The organism is Stutzerimonas stutzeri (assembly GCF_024448955.1).
GTDB classification, from domain to species: Bacteria; Pseudomonadota; Gammaproteobacteria; order Pseudomonadales; family Pseudomonadaceae; genus Stutzerimonas; species Stutzerimonas stutzeri_AQ.
The window spans coordinates 34349-53850 of the sequence record NZ_JAMOIH010000015.1 but is presented as its reverse complement, the minus strand read 5'-3'; the positions used below and the strand labels follow the sequence as shown (position 1 = coordinate 53850).

At 60.1% G+C, this 19502-nt stretch carries 14 protein-coding genes; 7 read left to right on the top strand and 7 right to left on the bottom strand.

The window, feature by feature from the left end; translation table 11 throughout:
* Positions 1 to 29 precede the first annotated feature (29 nt).
* A complete protein-coding gene (gene uvrD / locus NA645_RS15975; RefSeq protein ID WP_256049747.1) occupies positions 30 to 2222 on the bottom strand; it encodes a DNA helicase II in 2193 nt (730 codons plus the stop codon).
* Between the two features lie 230 nt (positions 2223 to 2452).
* On the opposite strand from uvrD, the gene NA645_RS15970 reads away from it, so the two are divergent.
* The 5 genes from NA645_RS15970 to NA645_RS15950 all read left to right on the top strand — a co-directional run bounded on the left by NA645_RS15970 (position 2453) and on the right by NA645_RS15950 (position 11356).
* A complete protein-coding gene (locus NA645_RS15970) occupies positions 2453 to 5293 on the top strand; it encodes a putative bifunctional diguanylate cyclase/phosphodiesterase (protein WP_256049746.1) in 2841 nt (946 codons plus the stop codon).
* 185 nt (positions 5294 to 5478) lie between these two features.
* The gene (locus NA645_RS15965; protein WP_256049745.1) at positions 5479 to 7611 is read left to right on the top strand and encodes a type VI secretion system tip protein VgrG; all 2133 of its coding nucleotides are present in this window, start codon (positions 5479 to 5481) and stop codon (positions 7609 to 7611) included.
* Positions 7608 to 8462, top strand: a complete 855-nt coding sequence (locus tag NA645_RS15960; RefSeq protein WP_256049744.1) for a DUF4123 domain-containing protein — start codon at positions 7608 to 7610, stop codon at positions 8460 to 8462. The genes NA645_RS15965 and NA645_RS15960 overlap by 4 nt, the downstream gene beginning before the upstream one ends.
* Positions 8459 to 9205: a hypothetical protein gene (locus NA645_RS15955; RefSeq protein ID WP_256049743.1), complete on the top strand. Its 747-nt coding sequence runs from the start codon at positions 8459 to 8461 to the stop codon at positions 9203 to 9205. Before NA645_RS15960 ends, NA645_RS15955 begins: the two co-directional genes overlap by 4 nt.
* Positions 9206 to 9211: 6 nt before the next feature.
* Positions 9212 to 11356, top strand: coding sequence for a lipase family protein (locus NA645_RS15950; protein ID WP_256049742.1), 2145 nt, complete (start codon positions 9212 to 9214; stop codon positions 11354 to 11356).
* 159 nt (positions 11357 to 11515) lie between these two features.
* Here the strand turns inward: NA645_RS15950 and yegQ are convergent, their stop codons facing one another.
* The gene (gene yegQ / locus NA645_RS15945; protein WP_256049741.1) at positions 11516 to 12874 is read right to left on the bottom strand and encodes a tRNA 5-hydroxyuridine modification protein YegQ; all 1359 of its coding nucleotides are present in this window, start codon (positions 12872 to 12874) and stop codon (positions 11516 to 11518) included.
* 178 nt (positions 12875 to 13052) lie between these two features.
* Between yegQ and NA645_RS15940 the strand changes: the two genes are divergently transcribed.
* Both NA645_RS15940 and NA645_RS15935 read left to right on the top strand, forming a co-directional pair.
* Positions 13053 to 13526 (top strand): DUF2243 domain-containing protein, encoded by a 474-nt coding sequence (locus NA645_RS15940; RefSeq protein WP_256049740.1) that lies wholly within the window; start codon positions 13053 to 13055, stop codon positions 13524 to 13526.
* Entirely contained in the window at positions 13523 to 14332 is an 810-nt protein-coding gene (locus NA645_RS15935; protein ID WP_256049739.1) for a cytochrome c oxidase assembly protein, read from the top strand. Before NA645_RS15940 ends, NA645_RS15935 begins: the two co-directional genes overlap by 4 nt.
* A gap of 38 nt (positions 14333 to 14370) precedes the next feature.
* On the opposite strand, the gene NA645_RS15930 is transcribed toward NA645_RS15935, so the two are convergent.
* The 5 genes from NA645_RS15930 to ectA all read right to left on the bottom strand — a co-directional run bounded on the left by NA645_RS15930 (position 14371) and on the right by ectA (position 19185).
* Positions 14371 to 15801, bottom strand: coding sequence for an aspartate kinase (locus NA645_RS15930; protein ID WP_256049738.1), 1431 nt, complete (start codon positions 15799 to 15801; stop codon positions 14371 to 14373).
* A gap of 101 nt (positions 15802 to 15902) precedes the next feature.
* A complete protein-coding gene (thpD, locus tag NA645_RS15925) occupies positions 15903 to 16820 on the bottom strand; it encodes an ectoine hydroxylase (RefSeq protein WP_256049737.1) in 918 nt (305 codons plus the stop codon).
* Positions 16821 to 16966: 146 nt separating this feature from the next.
* Positions 16967 to 17365: an ectoine synthase gene (locus tag NA645_RS15920; RefSeq protein ID WP_256049736.1), complete on the bottom strand. Its 399-nt coding sequence runs from the start codon at positions 17363 to 17365 to the stop codon at positions 16967 to 16969.
* A 12-nt stretch (positions 17366 to 17377) separates the two neighbouring features.
* Positions 17378 to 18655 (bottom strand): diaminobutyrate--2-oxoglutarate transaminase, encoded by a 1278-nt coding sequence (gene ectB / locus NA645_RS15915; protein WP_256049735.1) that lies wholly within the window; start codon positions 18653 to 18655, stop codon positions 17378 to 17380.
* A complete protein-coding gene (gene ectA / locus NA645_RS15910; protein ID WP_256049734.1) occupies positions 18652 to 19185 on the bottom strand; it encodes a diaminobutyrate acetyltransferase in 534 nt (177 codons plus the stop codon). Before ectA ends, ectB begins: the two co-directional genes overlap by 4 nt.
* Positions 19186 to 19502 lie beyond the last annotated feature (317 nt).

Sequence of the window (19502 nt, the reverse complement as noted above, 5' to 3'; positions counted from 1 at the left end):
GACGAATTTTTATTAGGTTGACGTGCACGTCATAGCGCTTGGAGTTTGGCATAACTGAGCATCAACCACTTGCTCCCTTCGCTCTCGAAATTCACCTGAACGCGAGCTTGAGCGCCGGAGCCCTCGAAATTCAGGATAGTGCCCTCGCCAAACAGCGAGTGCGAGACGCGTTGGCCAAGATTGAATGGCGTTTCTGGCACGCTGGCGCCGTCGAACAGGGAACCGCCGCTCATGCCCCGGCTGTTGAATGTGCGACTCACGGTATTGCTCAGGCGCACCTCGCTGATCAGCGCGGGCGGCACTTCACGGATGAAGCGCGAGATTTTGTTATAGGTCTCGCTGCCATATAGCCGGCGTGTTTCGGCATAGGTGACGATCAGCTGCTGCATGGCGCGGGTGATGCCGACATAGGCCAGGCGGCGTTCCTCTTCGAGACGGCCAGGTTCTTCCAGGCTCATCTTGTGCGGGAACAGCCCTTCTTCCATGCCCACCAGGAACACCAGAGGGAATTCCAGGCCCTTGGCGCTGTGCAGTGTCATCAACTGCACGCTGTCCTCGTGATCGCCTGCCTGCTGCTCGCCGGCTTCCAGCGAAGCGTGGTCGAGGAAGGCGGCCAGCGGTGTCTGCTCGTCTTCTTCCTCTTCGCTGTAGTTGTCGAAGGCACGCGCGGCGGAGACCAGTTCCTCGAGGTTTTCCACCCGCGCCTGGGCCTTTTCGCCCTTTTCGTCGCGGTGGTAGGCGAGCAGACCGGATTGTTCGATGACCAACTGCGCCATGTTGTGCAGCTGCATGCCTTCGACTTTGAGCGCGAGGGTATCGATCAGCTCGACGAAGCCGTTCAGTGCGCTGGCCGCTCGGCCCGATACCACCTTGGTGCCCACCGCCTGGTGCAGCGCCGCCCATAGCGACAAGCCTTGCGCGCGGGCCAGCTGGCGCAGCGCTTCGACAGTCTTTTCACCGATGCCGCGTGCCGGCACGTTGATCACCCGTTCCAGCGCCGCGTCGTTATCGCGGGTCTGGATCAGGCGCAGGTAGGCCATGGCGTTCTTGATCTCGGCGCGCTCGAAGAAGCGTTGGCCGCCGTAGATGCGGTAGGGGATCTTCTCGCGCAGCAGGGCTTCTTCCAGTACCCGCGATTGGGCGTTGGAGCGATAGAGAATGGCGATCTCGCTGCGCGCCAGCCCTTCTTTCTTGATCGCGCTTTCGATGCTCTCGACTACATAGCGCGCTTCGTCGTGTTCGTTGAAGGCGGCATAAAGGCTGATCGGCTCGCCTTCACAGCCTTCGGTCCAGAGCTCCTTGCCCAGCCGCCCCTGGTTGTTGGCGATCAGCGCGTTAGCGGCTTTGAGGATGCAAGCGGTGGAGCGGTAGTTCTGCTCCAGTCGGATGGTTTCGGCGTCCTGGAAGTCTTCGCTGAACTGGTGCAGGTTTTCGACCCGCGCGCCGCGCCAGCCGTAGATAGACTGGTCGTCGTCGCCCACCACCATCAGGCTCTCGCCACCCTTGGCCAGCAGGCGCAGCCAGGCGTACTGCACGGCGTTAGTGTCCTGGAACTCGTCCACCAGAATGTGGCGGAAGCGGCGCTGATAGTGGTCGAGCAGGCCCGGGTTATCGCGCCACAGATCCAGGGCGCGCAGCAGCAGCTCAGAAAAATCGATGACGCCAGCGCGCGCGCAGGCCTCTTCGTACGCCTGGTAGATGCTCAGCATCGTTGCCAGGAATAAGTCGCCGCTGGGCTGGATGTGCCGCGGGCGCAGGCCTTCATCCTTCTGCCCGTTTATCCACCATTGAGCCTGGCGCGCCGGCCAGCGCTGCTCGTCGAGGCCCAGTTCGCGGATCACCCGCTTGACCAGTCGCTGCTGGTCGTCGGAATCGAGGATCTGAAAGTTCTGCGCCAGCTTGGCTTCCTGCCAATGCGCCCGAAGCAGGCGGTGCGCCAGCCCGTGGAAGGTGCCGACCCACATGCCCTGCGGGTTGACCTGCATCAGCTGTTCGATACGCTGGCGCATCTCGGCGGCGGCCTTGTTGGTGAAGGTCACCGACAGGATCGAATGCAGCGAGGCGCGCTCGACCTGGTGCAGCCAGGCGATGCGATGCACCAATACGCGGGTCTTGCCCGAGCCGGCGCCAGCGAGGACCAATTGACGACCTAGCGGCGCGGCCACGGCCTGGCGCTGGGCGTCGTTGAGGGAGTTCAGGAGGAGAGAGAGATCGTCATGCATGGGCGCCATTCTATCCGCAAACCGGTTCGGCTCGCTCGCGCAACGGACGGGCGCGTTGACTTGAGCGTCACTGGATCAGGTTTGCCGCGCCAGACGCAACGCCCAGGATGCAAAGGCGTTCTCGTTCGTTGGTCGGAACGCACTGTTGTCTTTGGCCGGCAACATGCCATCATCCGGACCATCAGCTGCGGCGAACAATGCCTTTCAGACACCTATAACAAGAGTGCTCGATGATCGATTCCGCACAGGCAACCCAATCGGCGTTACTGACTCAGGACGACCAGGCAGTTCTCGCCTGCGCTGATGTCGAGCAGCGAACCGAGCGTACACGGTTGCTTTATCAGAGCTCCAGGATATCGCTCGTGCTGTTGTTGGTTGCCGTTGCGGTGTTCCTCGGTCTGCTTTGGGACAAGGCCCCGCTACTAGAATTGACGTTGTGGTCGGGCTGCACCCTGTTGCTGGCACTGTGGCGGCTGCAGCAGGCGAGCGCATTCGACAGGGCCGCTGCGCAAGATCAGCAACGGCTGTATTGGCGCCGGGCATTTTTGCTGGGCAGCGGTATGACAGCGTTCACGCTGTGCTATGCGATCGTGGCGCTGGTGCCTGACGATAGTTTCATCCAGCAGACCCTGCTCTACGGCGCGGTCGGATCGGTGATCGTTACCGGCGCCGTGACCAGCGGCGTATCGCTTCGAGCGTTCTTCATCTTCACCATACCCAGCCTGGTGCCCTCCGCCTTCGTGCTGTTGAGCGGTGAGCAGCCGCAACAGCGTGGTTGGGGCGTGCTGACGGTCGTGGTGCTGCTGACGCTCTGCATCATCGCCTGGCAGACCAACCGCCTGCTGACTGTGAGCTTGCGCCAGCGCTATCACAACCAGCAGCTGATCGCGCGCCTGCAGCTCATGCACAGTGAGGCCACCCAGCTGAACAACGAGCTGGCAGGCGAGATCGAACAGCGGCGGCACGCCGAAGGCCTGCTGCGTGACACTCTCGACGGGCTCGAACAGCGCGTGGCCGAGCGCACGGCGGAGCTGAGCGAAAGCGAGGCGCGTTTGAACCTGGCGCTCGAAGCCAGCGGCCTGGGGTTGTGGGATTGGGATCTCGAGCATGACGAGGTTCACCATTCGCGCATGGAGGTGGTGTTCGGTATCGGCCAGAGCGCGCGGTTACTGCTGGCCGACCCGTTAAGGCCCAAGGTCCATCCTGACGACCTGTCGCAGGTGCGCAAGGCCGTCATCGCCCACCTCAAAGGCGAAACCGAGCTGTACACGGCCCGCTATCGCGCGGTGAAGGCGGACGGCAACTGGCTGTGGATGGAGGATTGCGGGCGGGTCATCAAGCGTAATGCCAACGGTCGTGCGCAGCGGATGATCGGAACACGTCGGGATATCAGCGAGGCTCATCGGCAGACCGAGCAGCAGCGCCTGGCGGCCACCGTGTTCGACGCAGCCGGCGAAGGCATGGCGATCATGGATGCCGACTTCCGCCTGCTGGCAGTCAACGATGCCTGTTGTGCCTTGTCCGGTTACGCGCGTGAGGAGCTCATCGGGCGTAGCGTCGCACGGCTGGCAAGTTCCGAAGATAGCCGGCAGCAGTATGCGGCGATTCGAGAATGCCTGGAGCGGGAGGGAAGCTGGCAGGGTGAGCTGATCGAAACCCGCAAGAACGGTGAAGTTTATCCTCAATGGGCACAGTTGCATGCCGTTCGCGACAATGAAGGCAAGCTAAGCAATGTCGTGGCGTTCGTATTCGACCTCAGTGTTCGGCGGCAGGTGGAAGAGCGTCTGCGCTATCTCACTCACTTCGACGAGCTGACCGGGCTGGCCAATCGCAGCCTGCTCAAGACCCGGCTGCACGATGCCTGCGAGCGGACGCACACCAATAGCCGCGGTCTGGCGGTGCTTTATATCGACCTCGACCGCTTCAAGATCCTCAACCAGAGCCTGGGGCACGAAGCGGCCGACCAGCTGCTGCGCGAAATGTCCCGGCGTCTGTCGCACACCTTTTCCGATGCGGACACTATCGCGCGGCTGTCGGGAGATGAGTTCGTGGTTGTGCTCGAAGGCTACGGCAGCCTGTCGAATCTTGCGCATAGCGGCAGCCGGCTGCTGTCGCGCATCAGCAAGCCCGTGTTGATTGGTGATCAGGAACTGGTGATCAGCGCATCCATCGGCGTCAGCCTGATGCCCGACAATGCGCGCGATGCCACCTCCCTGCTGTTGCAGGCGAACATGGCGATGCAACATGCCAAGCACCTGGGTGGTAACACCGTGCAGTTCTTCACCGAACGCTTGCAAAGCACCAGCCTGGAAAATCTGAGGCTTGAAAACCAGTTGCGCCAGGCACTCGAAGAGGGGCAGCTTGAGGTCTTCTATCAGCCGCGCTTGAACGTGGCGGAGGATCGCCTCGACGCGGCTGAAGCGCTGGTGCGCTGGCATCATCCGCAGCAGGGGCTGATGGCGGCGGGCTATTTCATTCCGCTGGCCGAAGAGACCGGTCTGATCGTCCAGGTAGGCGAGTTCGTCCTGCGCGAGGCTTGCCGGCAGGCCCGCCAATGGCAGCTGGATGGGCTCGCGACGATCCGGGTTTCGGTGAACCTCTCAGTAAAACAACTGCGCCTGGGCAATTTTGTCAGCCTGGTGCGGCAGGTACTGGTGGAAACAGGTCTGCCGGCCGAGTTGCTGGAACTAGAGCTGACCGAGAGCCAGCTGCTCGACGACATCGACAATGCCGTCAGCATCAGCCATCAGCTACGTGCACTCGGCGTGAAACTCGCCATTGATGATTTCGGTACCGGCTATTCGTCGCTCAGCTACCTGAAGCGTTTCCCGGTGAACTACGTCAAGATCGACCGCTCGTTCATCTCGGAGCTGGATCAGGTCAGCGAGGACTCAGCCATCGTCCGGGCCATCATCGCGATGGTCCACAGTTTGGAGTTGAAAGTGGTCGCCGAGGGCGTGGAAACCCAGGCGCAGATGGATTTCCTCAAGGAGCAGGGCTGCGACGAAATCCAGGGCTACCTGATCAGCCGCCCGGTGCCGGCCGAGCGATTCGCCGAGTTGTTGGGGTAGGGCAGGCTGAAGCGGGGTGCCGTCTGACCCGCACCACGATGCGAATTCTGTTTCGAGCGTGACTCGCTCTGCCGGGGCCGCCCGAAACGTGATTCGAGTCATGCTGCGGCCCTGCCATCATTGAAACGGGCCTTCTCGTCGGTCAACCTCCGGCCTTCGCCTGACTCAAGGATGGAGGCTAAGGCATGCTGGATGCCAATCAAGCGCATATTACCCTCGCCATTTCCGGCGTCGAAACCGACCTACAGGTACTAGGTTTCGAAGGCCATGAAAAGCTCAACCGGCCCTACCACTTCGATATCGAAGTGGTCAGCGAGCGTCCCGATCTCGATCTCGAGACTCTAATCAACCGCCCTGCCTATCTCGCATTCGGCCCCGCTGGCAGGGGCGTACACGGCTTGATCCACAGCATCGGCCAGGGTGACTCCGGCAAGCGTCTGACCCGCTATATCCTGAACCTTCGTCCGCAATTGGCCTATTTGGCTCACAGCCATGATCAGCGCATTTTCCAGCATCTCAGCGCGCCGCAGGTCATCGCCCAAGTGCTTGAAGCCCACGGCATCCAGGCCGATGCCTACCGCTTCCAGCTTGGACACGCTTATCCCGAGCGCGCCTACTGCGTGCAGTACGACGAATCCGACCTGCATTTCATCCAGAGGCTGTGCGAGGAGGAAGGCATCAGCTTCCATTTCCAGCACCGCGAAGCCGGCCATGTCGTGGTATTTGGAGATGATCAAACGGTGTTTCCGAAGCTGGCGCCAGTGGCCTACCAGCAGGATTCCGGCCTGGTCGCCGACCGGGCAGTCGTCAAGCGCTTTGGCGTGCGCCTGGAAACCCGTAGCAGCCATGCTACCTTCCGCGACTACGACTTCGAACAACCCAGGCTGCAGATGGAAGCCGGCTACGGCAGCGAGTTCGCGCCAGCGCTGGAGGTCTACGACTACCCTGGCCGCTTCACCACCCGCGTGCGTGGCAAGCATCTGGCCAAACGCGACCTGGAGCGCCTGCGCGCAGACTACGAACTGGCCGAAGGCCTCAGCGACGCTTACCTGGCGTGCGGCCAGTTTCTCGCCCTCAGCGACCACCCACGCCACTCATGGAACGACCTCTGGCTGCTCACCGAAGTGTTCCATCAGGGTAAGCAACCACAGGTGTTGGAAGAGTCAATCACTCATTCATCGAGCCCGCACTATCTAGCGCCCTCTCCCCTCGCGGGAGAGGGCTGGGGCGCCCGGCTTAGGGGTGAGGGGGGAAACGACTTCCAACAAGGCTACCGCAACCATTTCGCCGCCACTCCTTGGGACATCTTCTACCGCCCCCAGCTCGACCACCTCAAACCCAAAGCCTTAGGCAGCCAAACCGCCGTCGTCACCGGCCCTGCCGACGAAGAAATCCACTGCGACGAATACGGCCGAGTGAAAGTACAGTTCCATTGGGACCGCCAGGGCCAGGTCAACGACAAGGCAAGTTGCTGGCTGCGCGTCTCCAGCAGCTGGGCCGGCGATCGCTACGGCGGCATCGCCATCCCGCGCGTCGGCATGGAAGTATTGGTGACCTTCCTCGAAGGCGATCCCGACCAGCCGTTGATTACCGGCTGCCTGTACCACGCCGAGCACGTCGTGCCCTACGAACTGCCAGCCAACAAGACACGCACCGTCTTCAAGACCCTCAGCTCGCCGGGTGGCGATGGCTATAACGAGCTGCGCATCGAAGATCGAAAGGGTGCCGAACAGATCTACATTCACGCCCAGCGCGACTGGGACCAGAACATCCAGCACGACCAGAAGATCCGCATCGGCCACGAACGCCACGACACCGTCGAGGCCAACAGCTACAGCGAATTCAAGGCCGAAGAACACCGCACCACTCACGGCGACCGCAAGACCGAAGCCAGAGCCAGCGACCACTTGACCGTGGGCAACACCCAGCACGTCAAGATCGGCAGCGGGCAGTTTGTCGAAGCCGGTAACGAGATCCACTATTACGCTGGCAGTAAAGTCGTCATCGACGCCGGCATGGAACTCACCGCCACTGGCGGCGGCAGCTTTCTAAAGCTCGATCCCAGTGGTGTCACGCTGAACGGCGCGACCATCAAAATGAACTCGGGTGGGGTTGCGAATAAGGGCTCGGGGCTGAAGATTCTGGCGCCGACGCTACCTAACGAGGCAGATAAGGACCAAGCCGGTGCCAAGCCAAAACTGGCCCTGGCCAACACTCAACTACAGATGGCTCGTAAAGCGAGACAGATCGGCGCGAGCCGTTGCCCGATCTGCGAAGCCTGCAGAGAGGGCGTCTGCGACATTGGTGCGGCGCCATGAACGATCAAGTGCGACAGTGGCTCGATGAACAGCAGGCGCAACAACGGCACCTGCTGCTCGTCATCGACAGCCTGGCCGAACCCAACCCCATTCAAGAGCTATTTACCCGCGACCTGATGCGGGATTACGTCAATCTCTACCAGGGAACCGAATTCGCCGACTTGGCGGATATCGGCCCATGGCTGGTCGTCTTGAGTGTCTTCGAGGCGGCACATATCCAGCCATTGCTCGATACGCCTGAGCGTAATTGGGGCTGGCTGGCCAGCGTTGACCGTATCGATCTATCAGCCATTACTCATCACTGGCGGGAGCGCATGCACGTCGAGGAGAAAGGGCAGCGCTCGCTCTACCGTTTTCACGACAACCGGGTTATCGCTCGTCATCTTGCCGAACTTGCACCGGCACAGCAGCCGTTGCTGCTTGGTCCCCTGAACAGCGCTCTTTGCTGGGATGGTGAGCGCTGGCAGTGCTTCGATAATGCACGACCGGGACATTACCCCGCTCCATTCGAAGCAGCCTGGCTGACCTTGCCCGAGCCGGATGCCGTGGTACGGGACGTCCAGCGCCATAACTTAACGCTTTGGCTTTGGCAGAACCATTCTGCGGCCACCGCTCGGCTAGCCGAAACGCGAGTACTGAGCGATTGGTTGGATGAGCAACTCGATAAAGCCGAGCGCTGGCGGTGGAAACCTTTGGAACACATACAGTTCCTGCTGCGTTATCAACTCGATCCTGAATTCGCGGAACGTCCCGCCTGGAAACCTGAGGAAGGGGAGTCTCCAGACGCGCATTTCGTCAGGCTCAGCCAAGAGTTAAACGCAGCTTCTATTGCACGGGAACAACAGTCATGACCTATTTCCCTAAGACGTCACGCATCTCAACTCTGCTTTTGCCTTGTCTACTGGTGACTTCCCTAAGTGCCTGTAGCGCACTCGGCTCACTCGGTGGAGAGACCTTTACCTTTGAAGGCGAGTTGCCGCCCGATTTCTCTCTCAAGGCACAAGCGGAATATGACGTCGCCAGTGAGTGTAGTGGCCGTAGCCAAGTCAAAACATTCGAGCAGGATTATGGGGAATCTTCCCAACAGTACCGTTTTAAAATCCCAGTCAATTACCGTTCCGGGCTTTGCGAGATGCAACTGGGTAAGGTCAAGTTGTTTATATATGGCCGTTACGGTGAAAAAGACTGGCAGCGAACCTATGACAATGGTGGGCTAGTAATTGTCGATAAGCTTCCTGAGGGAGCTCCGGGTTTTGGAGCGGACGGAGTTCTTGCCAAGACGGCGGTATGCTCTTGGTGGTTTCAATTGAGTAAGGCTAAATCCCGACAGGGTCTAATTAGTAAGCTGCTCAGCTGCAAAGGTGCTGGAGCGTACCTAGTCAGTGGAGGGCTACCGGGTAGAACGGTTAGATTGCAGTTCCAAGCAAACCTCGAAGAACAGCCTTATCGGGATAATACTTGGATCAAGACTTCTAGAGGGTGGAAGCCTTGCTTGCCAAAGCAAGGTTGGCAGCAGTGCCAAGATCCTCCAGTTTTTAAGAAGTTCAAAATGAACGGAAAAGAGTGCAGCGTCTACCCAAACTGTACGGAATGATCAAGGATGAAAAAAACAGCCGTAGATATGCTCGAGTGCCCATTACGGAGCCATTGGATTAGTTTTCGTCTAGTAGATGAGCATGGAGACGGAAGTCCTTATGCTGGTCTGTCGTATAAATTGCATGGCAGCCAAGGTCAAATTGACGGAATTTTAGATGGCGAAGGATTTGCGAAAGCCGGCCATCTTTGCTGTGGCCCTATAATTCTCGACCTCTCGACACAAGCCTCCAAATACGCCGACACTTGGTATGAAGAACTCTCGATCAGAAATTCCTTTAAGATTCCACTTACGAATTTACAAATCGCGGCGGAGCAATCGACTTCTGGGCCGCGTCGGGCCGATGGCAGAACCTATCTAGCGGAAGCTCGCGCATCACAAGAGGACGCGAATTTTTTTCGAGTAGAAGTTAGCAATTTTGCAGAAGCCACAGGTCATCTACCTGACCCCGACGAGACATGGAAACCGAAGCCTCCGAACATCCCTAAACGAAATGCAGGTTTACCGGAAGGACAGCCGGGGATTGTCTTAATGGTAGAGAGCACTCATTACGTGCTCGAAGTTAAAGCGCTGCGCGCCTACAGCCCGTTGCTATCAAGAGGTAAAGAACTCTGCGCGCTGAACGCCTATCACCTGGCTGTGATGAGCACCTTTGCTTATGCGCCCTTCAGCAAGGAGCCAACATCATCCGACCGTTATGAATCATCGCCGCCGCCCTACACATCGCTCGGCAGCATCGGTCATGTACTGCAGAATCAACTAGGTCGCTTGGTCAAACCTACACAGTTCAACACGGCCGGGTCCTACCATTTGCTCTGCGAGGAAGTGCCCTATTCCAAGCGCCTTGAAATTGCTCCATATGACCCCGAGCGCTATGCGAAGGAAGCGGAGGAAGGCTGGAAGAATCCGGAGGACGTGCATTTCCTTTATGACAAAGAGTCCAGTACCCAAGCGTTCGTAACCCACAACGACAAAATCATACTGATCTCGGTGCGCGGCACTCAGGAGATGCTCGCCGATACCACTCGTGACCTGGACGCACGCCAGGTGCCTTGCAAAGAAGGCGAAGGCCAGGCTCACCGGGGCTTTTACGAAGCCTTTCTAGCAGCCAAACCCTTTGTGGAACGCTATTTAGAAGCTTTCTACACGGGCGAGCAGACCCTGATCGTTTGCGGCCATAGCCTCGGCGGTGCAATTGCCCTGCTGCTGGCGGAATGGATTCGCCGAAAGTGGTCCGACGACGTCCAGCTGTACACCTACGGCGCACCCCGCGCCGCTGATCGTGCATTCGTTCAGGCCGCTCAGGCTCTGACGCACCATCGCATCGTCAATCACGATGATCCCATTCCCGCCTTGCCGCTACCTTGGATGGATGCCGAATGGAAACTGGCGTTGCCTGGTACTGCGCTGCTTTTCAGCTCTCCGGTGGTGGGCATCGTGTTGTTGCTGGCAGGACTGGTCAATCTGCACGGCGATCCCTATGAGCATCATGGTGAGCAGAGGCACTTCATGCCACGCAAGCTGGGCGGCGGAAGCGAGGCGGCCATTCTCTGGCAGCCGGGCTGTGCATTGATCGACGAGCAAACCTGCGCGCGCTACGTGGGTGAAATCACCCTGGACGGGGATATGCCGAAACGCATTCCGCTGGCGGGATCCCACCATTCCAGCGATAGCGGCTACGCGCGTGCGGCGTTGACGACGCTGCTGCGCTGGCATGACAGCGTCGAAAAACGTGACGGAGCATTGTTCACCGACAGCGAAATACGCGATATCTACGCTCAGGTGAGGAGCGTTCAACAACTTCTCGAGAGCTGGCAGCCACGTTCCTTCAACGAATTCCGTTGGGAAGTCCGGCGCAGCAGGGACATGCGTTTCTATGGCAAGAGCGATCTGGAGCTACGGGCCATCTATGCAGATGCACTCCAGAAAGGCGACCGGCTTCGTAAAGAGCAGGAACAGGCGCTTTCACGTGCACAGCAGCGTCTGCTGGCCCAAGCCGAGCGTGTCGTGACGCCGCGCAGCGTATTTGGCGAGCATGCGGAGCGGGCGGACGTGGCCGAGCTGGTTGCGCAATGGCGAGCCCTGAAAGAAAACCAAGCGGCGGAGAAGCTGGCTGGGGTCCGTGGCAAAACCTTACCCAGCTATGCCTAAGCGCAATCTCCCTGACCCGGGTTATGGGGTCGTCGGGAATCCATCGTAAGTGGTTCGGTGCATTGCTGACGCAGTGCGCGACCGAACCGCTTGCCTTGGGAATACGCGGCTTGGTTCGATAGTCCGGCTGCGAAAACTTCGGCGTTCAGTCCCGCGCAGTCAGTAGCTCCTTGTCGTCCTACCCTCCAGTTCGCGCATCAGCAACGCGTACCGCAGATCTACGCTTTCCGGCACAGGCAGGTAGACGGTGTGCCCATCGCCCGGCGCGACCTCGATAGGTTCGCCTCGCTTGTTTTCCAGCTTCTCCAGGCGCAGGTTGAGATTGCCCTGCGGCGTCATCAGTTCCAGCTTGTCGCCGACGGCGAAGCGGTTCTTCACTTTCACTTCGGCCATGCCGTTACGACGCCCGCCGGTTAGTTCACCGACGAACTGCTGGCGTTCGGAGAGCGAGAAGCCGCGTTCGTAGTTCTGATACTCGTCATGCACGTGACGGCGTAGGAAGCCTTCGGTGTAGCCACGGTGAGCGAGGGATTCGAGGGTGTCCATCAGCGACTTGTCGAACGGCTTGCCGGCCACCGCGTCGTCGATGGCCTTGCGGTAGACCTGGGCGGTGCGCGCCACGTAGTAGTGGGATTTGGTGCGGCCTTCGATCTTCAGCGAATGCACGCCCATACCCACCAAACGCTCGACGTGCTGCACGGCACGCAGGTCCTTGGAGTTCATGATGTAGGTGCCGTGCTCGTCCTCGCTGACTTCCATGAACTCGCCGGGCCGACTTGAATCCTCCAGCAGGAACAGCTCATCGGTGGGCTTGCCCACGCCGAGAGTCGGCTCGGCGCGCTGCACGGCGATCGGTTCGTACCGATGAACCACTTCGCCGAGTTCGTTTTCCTTAGCTTCGTGGGTTTTATATTCCCAGCGGCAGGCGTTGGTGCAGCTGCCCTGGTTGGGGTCGCGCTTGTTGATGTAGCCCGAGAGCAGGCAGCGGCCGGAATAGGCCATGCACAGCGCGCCGTGGACGAATACCTCCAGCTCCATCTCCGGCACTTGTTGGCGAATCTCGCCGATCTCCTCCAGCGACAGTTCGCGCGAAAGGATCACCCGGCTCACGCCCTGTTGGTGCCAAAACTTCACCGTCGCCCAGTTCACCGCGTTGGCCTGCACCGACAGGTGGATGGTCATCTCCGGAAAATTCTGGCGAACCAGCATGATCAGGCCGGGGTCGGACATGATCAGCGCGTCCGGCCCCATCGCCACCACGGGCGACAGGTCCTTGATGAATGTCTTCAGCTTGGCGTTGTGCGGCGCGATGTTGACCACCACGTAGAACTGCTTGCCCAGCGCGTGCGCCTCGTCGATGCCGAGCTTGAGATTAGTGTGGTCGAACTCGTTGTTGCGCACCCGCAGGCTGTAGCGCGGCTGCCCGGCATACACCGCGTCGGCGCCGTAGGCGAAGGCGTAGCGCATGGATTTCAGGGTGCCAGCGGGCGACAGCAATTCAGGGTGCGAGCGGGCCATGATGGGGTGACTCTTACCGATAAAACGTGCGGATTCTAAGGGTTTGCCCAGTGCTTTCACTGAGCCAGATCAAGAACGTGGCGAACTCAGCCGCCGAACCCCAGTCACTCATAAACAGGCTTGGGTCGACTGCCATACGTTCCGATGCGAGCCAAACCGCCCATATCCGGAGGCCATCGTGAGTTCCAAGCCCGTCGATGCCAGGGGCAGCCTAATCGCAACGATCTTTCTCGGGATCGGCCTGATGGCAGCGGTCGATGAGATCGTCTTTCATCAGATTCTCGCCTGGCACCACTTCTTCGATCGTTCGACGCCTGCCATCTCGCTGCTGTCTGATGGCCTGTTGCATGCCGCCGAATTGCTGATGCTGGCGGCCGGCTTTTATCTGTTCGTCAAGCTCAGCCGCGATCGAGCGGTCTCGCGCGGCCATGCCTGGGCTGGATTGTTCTTTGGTGCGGGCGGCTTCCAACTGTTCGATGGCATCGTCGATCACAAGCTGCTGCGTTTGCATCAGGTGCGGTATGTCGAGAACCTCTTGCCTTACGATCTGGCCTGGAACGGCTTTGGCATCTTTTTACTGGTGATTGGCGGGGTGATCTGGCGCCGCGCCTATGCTGGCCGACCGATGCCCAGGCGGGCGCCTAGCCGGTGACCCACGACGCACATTTATTGACATTGGTGGGTGCCTTCGTACTGGTGATGCTGACGCTGAACCTGTGGTTCGCCTACGTGCTCGCAATGTATCGCCAGCGCAGACGCCGCAAGGTCTGGAGCTGCTGGCGGTTGGTCAGCTTTACGTTTGGCTGTGTCTTGCTGGTCGTTGCGCTTTCACCGCCTATGCTCGAATGGGGGCATGCCGATCTGCGCGGGCACATGTCGCAGCATCTGTTGCTGGGCATGTTCGCGCCCATCGCGCTAATGCTCGGCGCGCCGGGAACCTTGCTGCTGCGCAGCGTGCCGCCCGGAGCCGCGCGGCACATCATGGCGTTTGCCGGGACCATGCCGATGCGCTGCCTGACCCATCCCGTGACGGCGCTGCTGCTGGATATCGGCGCGCTCTACGTGCTTTATCTCACGCCGCTTTACCGGTTGAGCTTCAGCGAGCCGCTGTTGCACCTGTGGTTGCATCTGCATTTCGTCCTGGCCGGCTACCTATTCAGCTGGTCGATCGCAGGACCAGACCCGGCGCCGCATCGACCAGGCATGCGGGTACGGCTGGCGGTGCTGTTCGTCGCCACCGCCGCCCATGCCGTGCTCGGCAAGCTGATGTATGCCTACGGTTTCCCAAGGGACGCCGGCCACGGCCTGACAGAAATCGAAGCAGCCGCTCAGTTGATGTATTACGGCGGCGATTTCGCAGAGCTACTGCTGGCGCTGGTGTTTTTCGCTGCCTGGTATCGGCGATATCGAGTACCCGACGCGGTCAGTAAATGGCAGACGGCAAACCGCCGGACCTAGCGCAAGCCGGGCCCGGCGGTTCGGTGTAGCGGAGGGGCTTACGCCGCGGCGATTACGTCGCCATGGTTTTCCGGCTCGATCAGCGCGCGGTGCAGCGCGGCGATGGCGGCGTCGTAGTCTTCCTCGTTGACCACGCACTGCATCTCCACCTGGCGAATCGACTGGTGGATCGCCTGGATGCTGATGCCGGCGCCGGCCAACGCCGCGACGGTCTTCGCCAGGATGCCTTTGACCTTAAGGTCCGAGCCGATCGCTGAGACGATTGCTACGTTGTGTACGGTGACTTCCGCCGCCGGGTAGCGCTCCTCGATCAGGTTGGCCGCGCGATTGATCAGCTTGCGCGAGCCAGAGGCGTAGTAGGTGATGCTGTTGGCGTCCGAGTCCTTGTTGACCACGTAGAGCTTGAGCTGCTTGAGCAGCTTGGTGATCTCGATGTCGTAGGCCACGTCACCGAGCATGTCCTGATCGAACACCTCGATGCCGAAGACGTCCTTGCGCCCGGCGATGATTTCCACACAGGGCCGCTCGCTCTTGTAGTCCTGGCTGATCAGCGTGCCGGCATGCTGCGGCTCGAAGGCATTCTTGATGCGCAGCTCGATGCCAGCGCGGCGCAGGGTCTTGGCGGCGCGCGGGTGGATCGCTTCCATGCCGAGGTTCGACAGCTGGTCGGCCACGTCATAGTTGGTGCGGCCGATGGTCACTACCTTGTCGGCGCCTACCAGGTTCGGGTCGGCGGAAGACAGGTGAAATTCCTTGTGGATGATCGCCTCGCGCGCGCCGGTGGCGGCGGCGATCTGGGCAAAGGTGATCTCGCTGTAACCCCGATCGAAGGTGTTCATCAGGCCTTCGCTGCAATGGGTGTAGCCGGTGGCGATCACCAGTTCGCGGTTCAGGTCGACGCCTTCGAAGCTCCCGCGCACCATCTCCTCGAAGGGCAGCGGCGAGTCGCAGTGCCAGCCGGTCAGGTCGACCATGCGCCCGTTGATGCCGCGGTGCTTGAGTGCCAGCACGGCGTTGAAGGCGCTGTGCGCTTCGCCCAGCGAGGCGAGCATTTCGCGCACTTTCATCAGATGTTCGCCGAGTTGGAAGTGACCGTAGGCGCACAGGCGCTGCAGGCTGCTCATACATTCGCGGGCATCGTCGATGCGCGAGTTAATGAACTGGTCGGCGGCGTGGCGCTCGAAGTCGCCGGGGAACAGCTCAGCGTTCTTGTCCAGCATGCGCTGGCGCACACTCTGTAGCGCGTCGAGCCAGGCGCCCTCGTTCTGTGCGTCGGCGAAGCGCTGGTAGACGCCAGGCTCGCCAGTTTTCTTGTGTTCCAACAGCAGGTTGGTCATGCCGCTGTAGGCCGAAACGACGAAGACCCGCTGATACAGCTGGGTGCCTTCGCGCTGGCCGATGAAAATGTTGTCGAGCAATTCGTCGAAGCGGCTCATGGAAGTGCCGCCGATCTTTTCTACGGTGTGCATCGTTTCAACGTCCCGTCTTGGGGGTGAATTGTCATCCCTGGGCCGCCTTCGGCAGGCCAGCAGAAACCACCGCCACGTAGATGGCAGTGGTGCGTCAAAGGTCAGAGATAGTGTTGAGGCTGGATCTGCAGCGGCGTGAAATCCTCACGCTCGGCAACGAAGCCGGGGCGTGGTGCGAGCCCGCAGAACGGCGCCTGGGCGGCATTATCCACATGGTTGTAGACATAGAACAGATTGCTGCGCGCACTGGGCGTGATGTTGCTGTTGGAACCGTGCATGGTGTTGCAGTCGAAGAACAGCACACTGCCCGCCGGGCCGGTGGCGGTGTCGATGCCATGACGCTCGGCCAGCCGGGTGAGGCTGTCGTGATCCGGTACGCCGAACTCTTGCTTGCGCAGGGATTTCTCGTAGTGGTTTTCCGGCGTCGCGCCCACGCAGCGAACGAAGTGCTTGTGCGAACCGGGGACCAGCATCAGCGGGCCGTTATGCGGTTCGTTATCGGTCAGCAGGATTGAGCAGCTGAGCGTGCGCATGCGCGGCAGGCCGTCCTCGACGTGCCAGGTTTCGAAGTCCGAGTGCCAGTAGAACTCCTTGCCGGTGAAGCCCGGTTTGAAATTCATCCGCGACTGATGCACATAGATGTCGCCGCCGAGGATGAAGCGGGCGATGGCGGCGATGCGCTCGTCCGCCGCGACGCGGGCGAACAGCGCGTTGTCTTTATGGATGGCGAACACCGAGCGGATCGCGCCGCTGTCGGGTTCCTTGATGGTCTTGCCGGAGTCGGCGACGGCCGGATCCTGGCGCATGCGGTCGAGTTCGTCGCGGAAAAACGCGACTTCTTCGGCGCTGAAGAGATTGGGGATGACCAGATAACCGTCACGCGCGAAGCGTTCGATCAGCTCCGGTGCGATGGGAGCGTTGGCCAAGTCGCTGCGGTAGACGACCGGGTCCAGCCGTTCTTGCCAGCTGGGCTGATCCTCCTGGCGCGAGGGATACAGGTCAGCTTGCGGGGTGCTCATGTCTTCCTCCTTCGTTCCGCGATTACTTGTTATGGTCGCGGTAAATTGCGGTGGACAATGCGGCGCAGTCGTAGGGCGGGTGCAGTCGCCAATCAGTGCCGGCGGGAAACGCCGTTCTGGCGGGTGCACCCGTACTACGGTTCACGTTAGACGACGGTTTCGGCCTCCAACGGATAGACACCGCTTTCGTCATGAACTTCCTTGCCGTTAAGCGGTGGGTTGAAGACGCAGGCCATCTTCATGTCCTCGCTGCCGCCGCGCAGCAGGTGCTCGTCGTGCTTGTCGAGGATGTAAAGCGTGCCGGCCTCGATCTTGTAGATCTTGCCGTCGGCGATGGTCTCGATCTCGCCGTTGCCGCTGATGCAGTACACCGACTCCAGATGGTTCTGGTAGTGGATGTGCGTTTCGGTGTTGGCAAAAATAGTTGTGATGTGGAAGGAGAAGCCCATCTTGTCGTCCTTGAGCAGCATGCGGGTGCTGTCCCAGGTTTCGGTGACGATTTTGCGGTTGGACTGCTCGCATTCGGCGAGGGTACGTACGATCATTTTTTAGAATCCTCAAGAAGCAGCTTGATTGGTGTCCTGGTCGGACATCACGGCGGCAAACGCCTTGTCCAGGATGCTCATGGCCTTGTCGATCTGCTCTTCGCTGATGACCAGCGGGCAAAGACACTTGACCACTTCGCTGTGGGCGCCGCTGGTCTCGATCACCAGACCGTTCTCGAAGGCATGGCGGCAGACCGCGGCGGCGGTGTCGCCATCCGGGCAGCTGATGCCGATCATCATCCCGCGACCTTTGACGAACAGGGAATCGGGGCCATAGCGGCGGACGATCTTGTGCATGCCGTCGGCGATGCGTTTGCCCTTGGCCTGAACACTTTTAGCGAATTCGTCGTTCTGCCAGAAATGTTCTAGCGCGGCGGCAGCGGTGACGAAGGCGTGGTTGTTGCCGCGGAAGGTGCCGTTGTGCTCGCCGGGGTTCCACTGGTCCAGTTCCTTGCGCAGCAGCACCATAGCGAACGGCAGGCCGAAGCCCGACAGCGACTTGGAGAGGGTAATCATGTCCGGCTTGATGCCCATCTCTTCAAAGCTGAAGAAGCTGCCGGTACGACCGCAACCGGCCTGGATGTCATCGATGATCAGCAGCATCTCGTGCTTGCGGCAGAGCTTTTCCAGCTTGCGCACCCACTCGGCGGACGCGGCGTTCAGGCCGCCTTCGCCCTGGACCACTTCTACAATCACCGCAGCCGGCTTGTCGATGCCGCTAGATGGGTCGGCGAGCAGCTTGTCCATCATCGCGATGGTGTTGACCTTGTCGCCGAAGTAGTTGGCGTAAGGCATGCGGCTGACATCAGTCAGCGGCACGCCTGCGGCGCCGCGATGATGCTTGTTGCCGGTCGCCGCCAGGGCGCCGATGCTGCAGCCGTGGAAGCCGTTGGTGAAGCTGATGACGTTGTTGCGACCGGTCACCTTACGCGCCAGCTTCAATGCGGCTTCGACCGCGTTGGTACCGGTGGGGCCGGTGAACTGCATGACGTAGTCCATGTTGCGCGGCTTGAGAATCAGGCGACTAAAGGTTTCGAGGAAACGCTCCTTGGCATCGGAGTACATATCCAGGCCATGGGTGATGCCGTCGTCGCTGATGTAGTCAAGCAGCGCCTGCTTGAGCACCGGATGGTTGTGGCCGTAGTTGAGCGTGCCGGCGCCAGCGAGAAAGTCGATGTAGGACTTGCCGTCGCGGGTGATCAGCTCGGCGCCGCGCGCCTGTTTGAAGACCACGGGAAAGGATCGGCAGTAGCTGCGAACGCCGGATTCGTGCAGTTCGAAAGTTTTCATGCGTTTTCCTCTAATTCTTCTTCTGAATGGGGTGCGGCGAACGGACCGGCGCGGTAGAGCACTTCATCTTCGTGCTTGCCGGCGAAATGTTCGGCGCGAGCGAACAAGGTGCGAGTGCTGTAGTCGACTTCGAGCTTGGCGAAAGCCTTCTTGAACAGCGCCTGTGATGCCCCGTTGTCCGGCGAGATAGTGGTTTCCAGATAGCGCACGCCCTGTTCTCTGGCGGCCCGTGCGACCAGGGCCATCAGCATGCGCAGAGCCAGACCCTGGCCGCGCATCGAGGCGTCTACCGCGACCTGCCAGACGAACAAGGTGTCGGGACGAGAAGGCGGGCAGTAACCGGAAATGAAACCTACCAATTGGCCATCCGCATCGGCGGCGGCAATGGAGGTATCGGCGAAATCGGAACATTGCAGCAGGTTGCAATACACCGAATTGGTGTCCAGAGGTTGGCAGCGCGCTACCAGCTCATGGAGGGGATAACCGTCGCCGTCGGTGGGGCGACGGAGCGTTACGGTAGGAACACTCAAAACAAGACCTTTGGGGTTGCTGATTGAAATCCTTTTCTAGAATAAACACATCGAAAAATTAATCTCAACCCAAGTCGCCGATCATGGGCGTTGATTCGCCGCTGATATCTCCGAAGTTCGTGTTTTATCGCGAAAGTTCAATTAGCCGGTCGCGGCTTGGAATTCGCTGTGATCCAAGTTGAATATTCTGCTGGATGTTGGCGTGGTCAGCCGCGAAGAAATAGGCCGATTCAGAGGTCTAAATTCAGACTGTATTCAGAGACCATGCGCCGTCGTCGAAGGCTCCGGCGAAACCCTCATGGGCCGCGGCTTACAGC